This is a genomic window from Streptomyces sp. LMG1-1-1.1, assembly GCF_040815545.1.
Lineage (GTDB): Bacteria > Actinomycetota > Actinomycetes > Streptomycetales > Streptomycetaceae > Streptomyces.
Genome location: NZ_JBFPNH010000082.1, coordinates 1 through 7843, shown reverse-complemented (window position 1 = coordinate 7843; position 7843 = coordinate 1). Strand labels below are relative to the sequence as shown.

The 7843-nt window shown below is 70.6% G+C and carries 9 protein-coding genes; 5 read left to right on the top strand and 4 right to left on the bottom strand.

Features of this window, described 5'->3' with window-relative positions:
* Positions 1-491 precede the first annotated feature (491 nt).
* Positions 492-1283: a hypothetical protein gene (locus tag MRBLMG1_RS34975; RefSeq protein ID WP_367828187.1), complete on the bottom strand. Its 792-nt coding sequence runs from the start codon at positions 1281-1283 to the stop codon at positions 492-494.
* Between the two features lie 135 nt (positions 1284-1418).
* On the opposite strand from MRBLMG1_RS34975, the gene MRBLMG1_RS34970 reads away from it, so the two are divergent.
* The 4 genes from MRBLMG1_RS34970 (at position 1419) to MRBLMG1_RS34955 (ending at position 4622) form a co-directional block, all read left to right on the top strand.
* A complete protein-coding gene (locus tag MRBLMG1_RS34970; RefSeq protein WP_367828186.1) occupies positions 1419-2216 on the top strand; it encodes an ABC transporter ATP-binding protein in 798 nt (265 codons plus the stop codon).
* Between the two features lie 76 nt (positions 2217-2292).
* Positions 2293-2721 (top strand): NfeD family protein, encoded by a 429-nt coding sequence (locus MRBLMG1_RS34965; protein ID WP_367828185.1) that lies wholly within the window; start codon positions 2293-2295, stop codon positions 2719-2721.
* A gap of 93 nt (positions 2722-2814) precedes the next feature.
* The gene (locus MRBLMG1_RS34960; RefSeq protein ID WP_367828184.1) at positions 2815-3756 is read left to right on the top strand and encodes an SPFH domain-containing protein; all 942 of its coding nucleotides are present in this window, start codon (positions 2815-2817) and stop codon (positions 3754-3756) included.
* Positions 3757-3848: 92 nt separating this feature from the next.
* Positions 3849-4622 (top strand): sulfite exporter TauE/SafE family protein, encoded by a 774-nt coding sequence (locus MRBLMG1_RS34955; protein WP_367828183.1) that lies wholly within the window; start codon positions 3849-3851, stop codon positions 4620-4622.
* A gap of 118 nt (positions 4623-4740) precedes the next feature.
* Here the strand turns inward: MRBLMG1_RS34955 and MRBLMG1_RS34950 are convergent, their stop codons facing one another.
* From MRBLMG1_RS34950 to MRBLMG1_RS34940, 3 genes are all read right to left on the bottom strand, one after another.
* On the bottom strand, positions 4741-5247 hold the full coding sequence (locus MRBLMG1_RS34950) for an HNH endonuclease (RefSeq protein WP_367828182.1): 507 nt from the start codon (positions 5245-5247) through the stop codon (positions 4741-4743).
* A 165-nt stretch (positions 5248-5412) separates the two neighbouring features.
* On the bottom strand, positions 5413-5952 hold the full coding sequence (locus tag MRBLMG1_RS34945) for a YbhB/YbcL family Raf kinase inhibitor-like protein (RefSeq protein WP_367828181.1): 540 nt from the start codon (positions 5950-5952) through the stop codon (positions 5413-5415).
* A 65-nt stretch (positions 5953-6017) separates the two neighbouring features.
* Positions 6018-6800 (bottom strand): sporulation protein, encoded by a 783-nt coding sequence (locus MRBLMG1_RS34940; RefSeq protein ID WP_367828180.1) that lies wholly within the window; start codon positions 6798-6800, stop codon positions 6018-6020.
* Between the two features lie 78 nt (positions 6801-6878).
* Between MRBLMG1_RS34940 and MRBLMG1_RS34935 the strand changes: the two genes are divergently transcribed.
* Positions 6879-7541, top strand: a complete 663-nt coding sequence (locus tag MRBLMG1_RS34935; protein WP_367828179.1) for a DNA-3-methyladenine glycosylase — start codon at positions 6879-6881, stop codon at positions 7539-7541.
* The last annotated feature ends 302 nt before the right edge of the window (positions 7542-7843 follow it).

The window sequence follows — 7843 nt, the reverse complement described above, 5'->3', positions numbered from 1 at the left end:
GTGCCCGGCTGTGCCCCGGCCGTGTGTGGCCGCCCGCCGTGCCTGGCTGCGCCCCGGTCGTCTGCAGCCGCCCGCCGCCCGCCGTGCCCAGCTGCGCCTCGCTCGTGTGCGGCCGCCCGCTGTGCCCGGCTGCGCCTCGCTCGCGTGCGGCCGCCCGCTGTGCCCGGCTGCGCCTCGCTCGTGTGCGGCTGCCCGCCGTGCCCGGCCGCCCCCCCCCGGTCGTCTGCAGCCGCCCGCCGTGCCCCTCCGGTTGTGGGCAATCGTTCCGCAGGGCGGAACGGGTGGGCACAACCCCCATAGGGCGTCGCCCGCCCCCGCACCCCGCCCCCCGGACCGCCCCCCTCGCCCGGCCCCGGGACAAGCGCCGAAAACCCCGGCCGAGGGCCAAGAGCGCCGACGCACCCCCCGGCCCGCGGCCACCGCGCCGGACTCCGCCCGCCAAGCCGGCCCGCGGCCCGGACAACGCCCGCCAAGCCGAGCGCGCGTCCCGCTCAGACCCCCCGGCCCCGCTCCCTCTCCTCCACATACGCGTTGTACGCCGCGACCTGCGCCCGCCGAGCCACCCGCTCCACCGGCCGCAACGCCTCCCCCCGCGCCGCCATCTCGGACGCGCTCACCGCACCCCCGTGCCCGTGGTCGTACGCCAGGTCCACGAGGAGCCCGATGCGCTGGGCCAGCTCGAGGACCCGCACGGCCCGCGGCGGGTAGCCGGGGGCGAGGACCTCGCGGCCGACCTCCGCCCGTGCCCGGTACGCCTCACGGGCCGCGTCCGCCACGGGGCCGGACGCCGCCACGTCGAGCCGGGTGAGGACCGTGGTGGCGTCGCGGAGCGCCTCGGCGAGTTCCCGTTCCGCCTCGCCGAGCGAGGGGACGTCCGCCGGCGGCGCCTCCCGCACCGCAAGGCACCGCCAGACGACCTCCACGTGCACGTCGCCCGCCGGGCCGGCCTCGGAGACCTCCGGCACGAGGCCGTACGGCGCGCCGAAGCCCACCACGGCCTCTTCCGCCTCCAACGCGCGCGCGTTGAAGTCGGGGGGTCCGCTCAGCCCCAGCGGATGCCCCGGCGCGGGCAGCGCCACCCGCCACCCGGTGACCCCGAGCCGCCGCAGCCGACCGAGCGCCAGCGTCAGCCCCACCGGCCCCGCCTCACCCGGCAGCCCCTCCACGCGGTGCACCGCGTCCTCCCCGACAATGGCCAGTGCCGCGTCGTCCGGCGACACCGCCCCGGCCAGCAGGGCGTTGCCCCAGGCGGCCAGGCGTCCTGAACGTGGTTCCGAAAGCATCCCCCCAGACTAGGGACTCTAAGGACGCCCTACGGACCGGTCCGCTCCGTCGATAACGTAGGTTTTCCCCTGGACGCCGCGCCCATCGGCGCAAGGCGACGACACGACTCGACCGCAAGGGGAGACAACGCGCTCATGAGCGATGTACTGGAGCTGGTGGACGTATCCGTGGTCCGCGACGGACGGGCTCTGGTGGACGAGGTCTCCTGGTCGGTCAAGGAGGGCGAGCGCTGGGTGATCCTCGGACCCAACGGCGCCGGCAAGACGACCCTTCTGAACATCGCCTCCAGCTACCTCTTCCCCACCAACGGCACCGCCCGGATCCTGGACGAGCAGCTCGGCGGCGTCGGCACCGACGTCTTCGAGCTCCGTCCCCGGATCGGCATGGCCGGCATCGCGATGGCGGAGAAGCTCCCCAAGCGCCAGACCGTCCTCCAGACGGTGCTGACCGCTGCCTACGGCATGACCGCCACCTGGCACGAGGACTACGACCCGGTCGACGAGGACCGCGCCAAGGCGTTCCTCGACCGGCTCGGCATGAACGAGTACCTGGACCGCAAGTTCGGCACCCTCTCGGAGGGCGAGCGCAAGCGCACGCTGATCGCCCGCGCGATGATGACCGACCCCGAGCTCCTGCTCCTGGACGAGCCCGCCGCCGGTCTCGACCTGGGCGGCCGCGAGGACCTGGTCCGCCGCCTCGGCCGCCTCGCCCGCGACCCGTACGCCCCCTCCATGATCATGGTCACCCACCACGTCGAGGAGATCGCCCCGGGCTTCACCCACGTCCTGATGATCCGTCAGGGCAAGGTCCTCGCGGCCGGCCCCGTGGAGACCGAGCTGACGTCCCGCAACCTCTCGCGCTGCTTCGGCCTGCCGCTCGTCGTCGAGCGCGTCGGCGACCGCTGGACCGCGCACGGTCTGCCCCTGAAGTAGCCGTACGGAGCGCCGGCGTCCCGCACAGCCGCCCGCGCCCTGTCCCGGAGACCCCCACCCGCCCTACCATGACCATGTGGACATCGACGCATGGGTCTGGTGGCTGATCGGCGCGGTGGGGCTCGGCATTCCGCTGGTCCTGACCGCGATGCCGGAGTTCGGCATGCTGTCCGTGGGGGCGGTCGCGGGGGCGGTGACCGCGGCCCTCGGCTTCGGCATCGTCCCGCAGGTACTCGTCTTCGTCGTCGTCTCGGTGGCGCTCATCGCGGTGGTACGCCCGATCGCCGCCCGCCATCGCGACGGCACACCCGGACTCGCCACCGGCGTCGACGCCCTGAAGGGGCGTCAGGCGGTCGTGCTGGAACGGGTCGACAGCAGCGGAGGCCGCATCAAGCTCGCCGGCGAGGTCTGGTCCGCCCGCACGTTCGACACCGGACAGAGCTTCGAACCGGGCGAACAGGTCGACGTCGTGGAGATCGACGGGGCGACGGCCGTCGTCATGTGACCGAACCTCGCCCATGACGCTACGCCATCTGGGAAACTCGATCATGCAATGCCACCCGGCAGTCAACAGGCAGCGAAGGGCACGGGGAACACGATGTCAGCAGTCATCATCGTCCTGATCATTCTGGTGGTGCTCGTCTTCATCGCCCTGATCAAGACGATCCAGGTCATCCCGCAGGCGAGCGCGGCGATCGTGGAGCGCTTCGGCCGCTACACGCGCACCCTCAACGCCGGGCTGAACATCGTCGTCCCGTTCATCGACTCGATCCGCAACCGGATCGACCTCCGCGAACAGGTCGTCCCGTTCCCGCCCCAGCCGGTGATCACCCAGGACAACCTGGTCGTCAACATCGACACGGTCATCTACTACCAGGTCACCGACGCCCGCGCCGCGACGTACGAGGTCGCCAGCTACATCCAGGCGATCGAGCAGCTCACCGTCACCACCCTGCGCAACATCATCGGCGGCATGGACCTGGAGCGGACCCTCACCTCCCGCGAGGAGATCAACGCGGCCCTGCGGGGCGTCCTCGACGAGGCCACCGGCAAGTGGGGCATCCGCGTCAACCGCGTCGAGCTCAAGGCGATCGAGCCGCCGACCTCCATCCAGGACTCGATGGAGAAGCAGATGCGCGCCGAGCGCGACAAGCGCGCCGCGATCCTCACCGCCGAGGGCACCCGCCAGTCCGCGATCCTCACCGCCGAGGGCGAGAAGCAGTCGGCGATCCTCCGCGCCGAGGGCGAGTCCAAGGCCGCCGCGCTGCGCGCCGAGGGCGAGGCCCAGGCCGTCCGCACGGTCTTCGAGGCCATCCACGCGGGCGACCCCGACCAGAAGCTTCTGTCGTACCAGTACCTCCAGATGCTCCCGAAGATCGCCGAAGGCGACGCCAACAAGCTCTGGATCGTGCCCAGCGAGATCGGCGACGCCCTCAAGGGCCTCTCCGGCGCCTTCGGCAACGCGACCGGCGGCGCCCCCGGCTTCAACGTCAAGGGAGACGTACCGTCCGCGCGGCGAGACGAACCGCCGGTTGACTGACACGTACACGTAATCCTCGGGCATGATCGGTGCGAGCCCCTCGACCCTGACGACCTCAGGGCGGGGAGGCGAGCCACTGACCATGTAAGGAGATGGCGTTGTCCATCTGGGAAGCACTGGCGGTCTTCGCCGCCGGCATCGGCGCCGGCACCATCAACACCATCGTCGGGTCGGGCACACTGATCACGTTCCCCGTCCTCCTCGCGACCGGACTCCCGCCGATCACCGCGAACGTCTCCAACGCCCTCGGCCTCGTCCCCGGTTCCATCAGCGGCGCCATCGGCTACCGCCGTGAACTCAAGGGCCAGAAGGCCCGCATCATCCGACTCGGCGGCGTCGCCCTCCTCGGCGGACTCGTCGGCGCCGTCCTGCTCCTGGCACTGCCGTCCCAGGCCTTCGACGCGATCGTCCCCGTCCTCATCGGCCTCGCGCTCGTCCTGGTCCTCTTCCAGCCCCGCATCTCGGCCGCCGTGAAGCGCCGCCGCGAGCAGACCGGCACCGAGGCGGACCCCGACGGCGGCCCCGTCCTCCTCGTCGGCCTCTTCCTCGCCAGCATGTACGGCGGATACTTCGGCGCCGCACAGGGAGTGCTCTACCTCTCCCTCATGGGCCTGCTGCTCCACGACACCCTGCAGCGGATCAACGCCGTCAAGAACATCCTCGGCGCCCTCGTCAACGGCGTCGCGGCCGTCTTCTTCCTCTTCGTCGCCGAGTTCGACTGGACCGCGGTCCTCCTCATCGCCGTCGGCTCCACCCTCGGCGGCCAGATCGGCGCCAAGGTAGGACGGAGACTGCCCCCCTCGGTCCTGCGCGGAGTCATCATCGCCGTCGGCTTCGTCGCGATCCTCCAGCTGACGCTCAAGTAGCCCCGCGCGCTCCGGCCGGAAGGAAGGGCCCGCCTCCCCACCGGGGGAGACGGGCCCTTCCGCACGACTGCGACGACTGCAACGACTGCAACGACTGTGACGACCGCGGATCACACGCCTACGCGGCCGAGTTCGCCAGCCACGCCGGCAGCTCCGACCGCTCGCTCGCCCGCATCGCGAGCAGCATCGCGTCCGCCGGCGTCGGCTCGAAAGGCTGGTGGAGCAGCGGCATCCCGGCCTGCTCCGGCGTCCGGTCGGCCTTGCGGTGGTTGTCCTCCGCACACGAGGCGACCGTATTCAGCCAGCTGTCCCCACCGCCCTGCGCCCGCGGCACGACATGGTCGACCGTCGTCGCCCTCCGCCCGCAGTACGCGCACCGGTGCTGGTCCCTGACCAGCACCCCCCTCCTCGACCACGGGGCCTGTCTTCGGAACGGCACCCGGACGTAGCGGCACAACCTGATCACCCGCGGCACCGGAAGATCGACGGCGGCACCTCGCACCCGGAGCTCGGGATGGGCCTGCTCGACGACGGCCTTGTCCTGCAGGACGAGCACCACCGCCCGGTTGAGCGTGACCGTCGAAAGCGGCTCGAAGCTCGCGTTGAGTACCAGCGTGTCCCGCATGTTGCCCACCTCCCGTATGCCGGCCCCAACCCCGGTAGTGGGGCTTCGGGCTTGGATCAACGATGGCCGGGCCGGCCGGGTCGGACAACGCAATTTCTCGCGAAACAAAAGATGCCCGCTTCTGATCTCTCCAAGACCAGAAGCGGGCAAACAACAAACGAACGATCAGACCGCCGCGGGAGCCGCGTACTCACCGACCAACTGGGCACGTCCCAGCGTGTGGAAACGCAGATTGAACCCGATCGCCGCCGGCGACGCGTCGGCGTCGGGCCCGAGCTTCTCCTGGTCCACCGCGTACACCGTGAACACATAACGGTGCGCCGGGTCCCCGGCCGGGGGAGCGGCTCCGCCGAACTCCTTCGAGCCGTAGTCGTTCCGGACGTGCACGGCACCCGCCGGCAACCCCTCGAAGGACCCCGACCCCGCACCGACGGGCAGCTCCGTCACTGACACCGGGATGTCGAACAGCACCCAGTGCCAGAACCCGCTCCCCGTCGGGGCGTCCGGGTCGAAGCAGGTCACGGCGAAGCTCTTCGTCTCCGCGGGGAACCCCTCCCAGCGAAGATGCGGCGAGGTGTTCCCCGCCGCGTACACCTGAGCGTCCTTCAGCACCCCACCCGGCACGACGTCGTCGCTCACCACGGTGAACGCCGGCACCGGCGGATGGAAGTCATGCGGGAGCGGCGCCCTCTTGCCCTCGGACACGTCGAATCCTCCGAATCGCCTGTTGCTACTGCCTCGGCATTTCTCTCCGGCCGAGACCGCCGAGACTAGAGCCAGTTGCGGCGCCCGCCGACCTCGGCGAGCCACTGGTTCAGGTAAGCCGCCCAGTCGGTGGTGTGGAAGTCGTGCAGCCCCACCTTGAACGCGCGGAAGGAGTCGCTGCCCTCACCGAACAGACCCGGCTTCTTGTCCATCTCCAGGACGACGTCCATCTCGCGGTCGTCGGCGACGAAGCTGACCTCGACCTGGTTCAGCCCGCGGTACTGCTGCGGCGCGAAGAACTCGATCTCCTGGTAGAACGGCAGCCGCTGCCGCGTTCCCCGGATGTGCCCGCGCTCCATGTCCGCGCTCTTGAACCGGAAGCCCAGCTGGAGGAAGGCGTCCAGGATCGCCTGCTGCGCCGGCAGCGGGTGCACGTTGATCGGGTCCAGGTCACCCGAGTCCACGGCGCGGGCGATCTCCAGCTCGGTCGTCACACCGATGTTCATCCCGCGCAGCTGCTGCCCGGAGACCGACGTGATGGGCGTCTCCCACGGGATCTCCAGACCGAACGGCACCACGTGCACCGCTCCGGCCTTCACCTCGAAGGCCCCGCCCAGACGCACCTTGACGAACTCGATGTCCTGCTTGTGCTCCTGGTCGCCGCCCTCGACCTCGACACGCGCCTGCAGCCCGATCGACAGCCCTTCGATCTGCTGGTCGACACTGCCGCCCTGGATCCGCACCTCACCCTGGACGACCCCGCCCGGGACCACGTTCTCCTCGGTGAGCACCGTCTCCACACTGGCCCCACCGGCACCGAGGCTCGCGAGCAGCTTCTTGAATCCCATGACTTCCACTCCTTCTCAGTCCTGACCCCTACATACGCGCGACGACCGTAGTCGGTTCCCCCACTACGCTCGGGCGCCATGAGCGAGAGCCCCGACCGTACGCCGCTCCCGCGGACCTTCTTCGACCGACCCGTTCTGGACGTGGCCCCCGACCTCCTCGGCCGCACGCTCGTCCGCAACACGGAAGAAGGTCGGATGGAGCTGCGCCTCACGGAGGTCGAGGCGTACGCCGGCGCGATCGACCCCGGCTCGCACGCCTTCCGCGGCCGCACCGCGCGCAACGCCGTCATGTTCGGCCCGCCCGGTCATGCGTACGTCTACTTCACCTACGGCATGTGGCACTGCCTGAACCTGGTGTGCGGCCCCGAGGGCCAGGCGAGTGGTGTCCTGCTGCGCGCGGGTGAACTCCTCCGCGGCGCCGACCAGGCCCGCCCCCGCCGCCGCTCGGCCCGCTCCGACCACGAGCTCGCCAAGGGCCCGGCCCGTCTGGCCACGGCCCTCGACGTCGCCCTCTCCCTCAACGGCACCGACGTCTGCGCGGGCCCGCAGGCCCCGCTCGCTCTCCTCACCGGCACCCCACCGCCCCGGGACCGCGTCCGCACCGGCCCCCGCACCGGCGTCGGCGGCGACGGTGCCCCGCACCCCTGGCGCTTCTGGCTCACCGACGACCCGACGGTCAGCCCCTACCGCCCCCACACCCCCCGCAAGCGCGGCCTTGACTCTGCCCGCCCAAGCGACTAACGTGGCCCGAGCCGCTGGATCAGGGCCTGCTTGTTCAAGCACCCCGTAGCGGCCATCCACTACTGAAGATGACACCCCGATCGGGGTTCATTTCGGCATTCCGAAATTCGTTTCGAATGACTCGATTATGAGCCTCCACGGAAATCAGCTAACGTAGTGACCACGCCGAAAGGCCCCCGGAGCGAAAGCGAAAGGGACCGGAAAGCACCGAGGAAATCGGATCGGAAAGATCTGATAGAGTCGGAAACGAAGGAAGCGCCCGGAGGGCCTGGAAACAGGAACGAAGGAAGCGTCCGCACCTT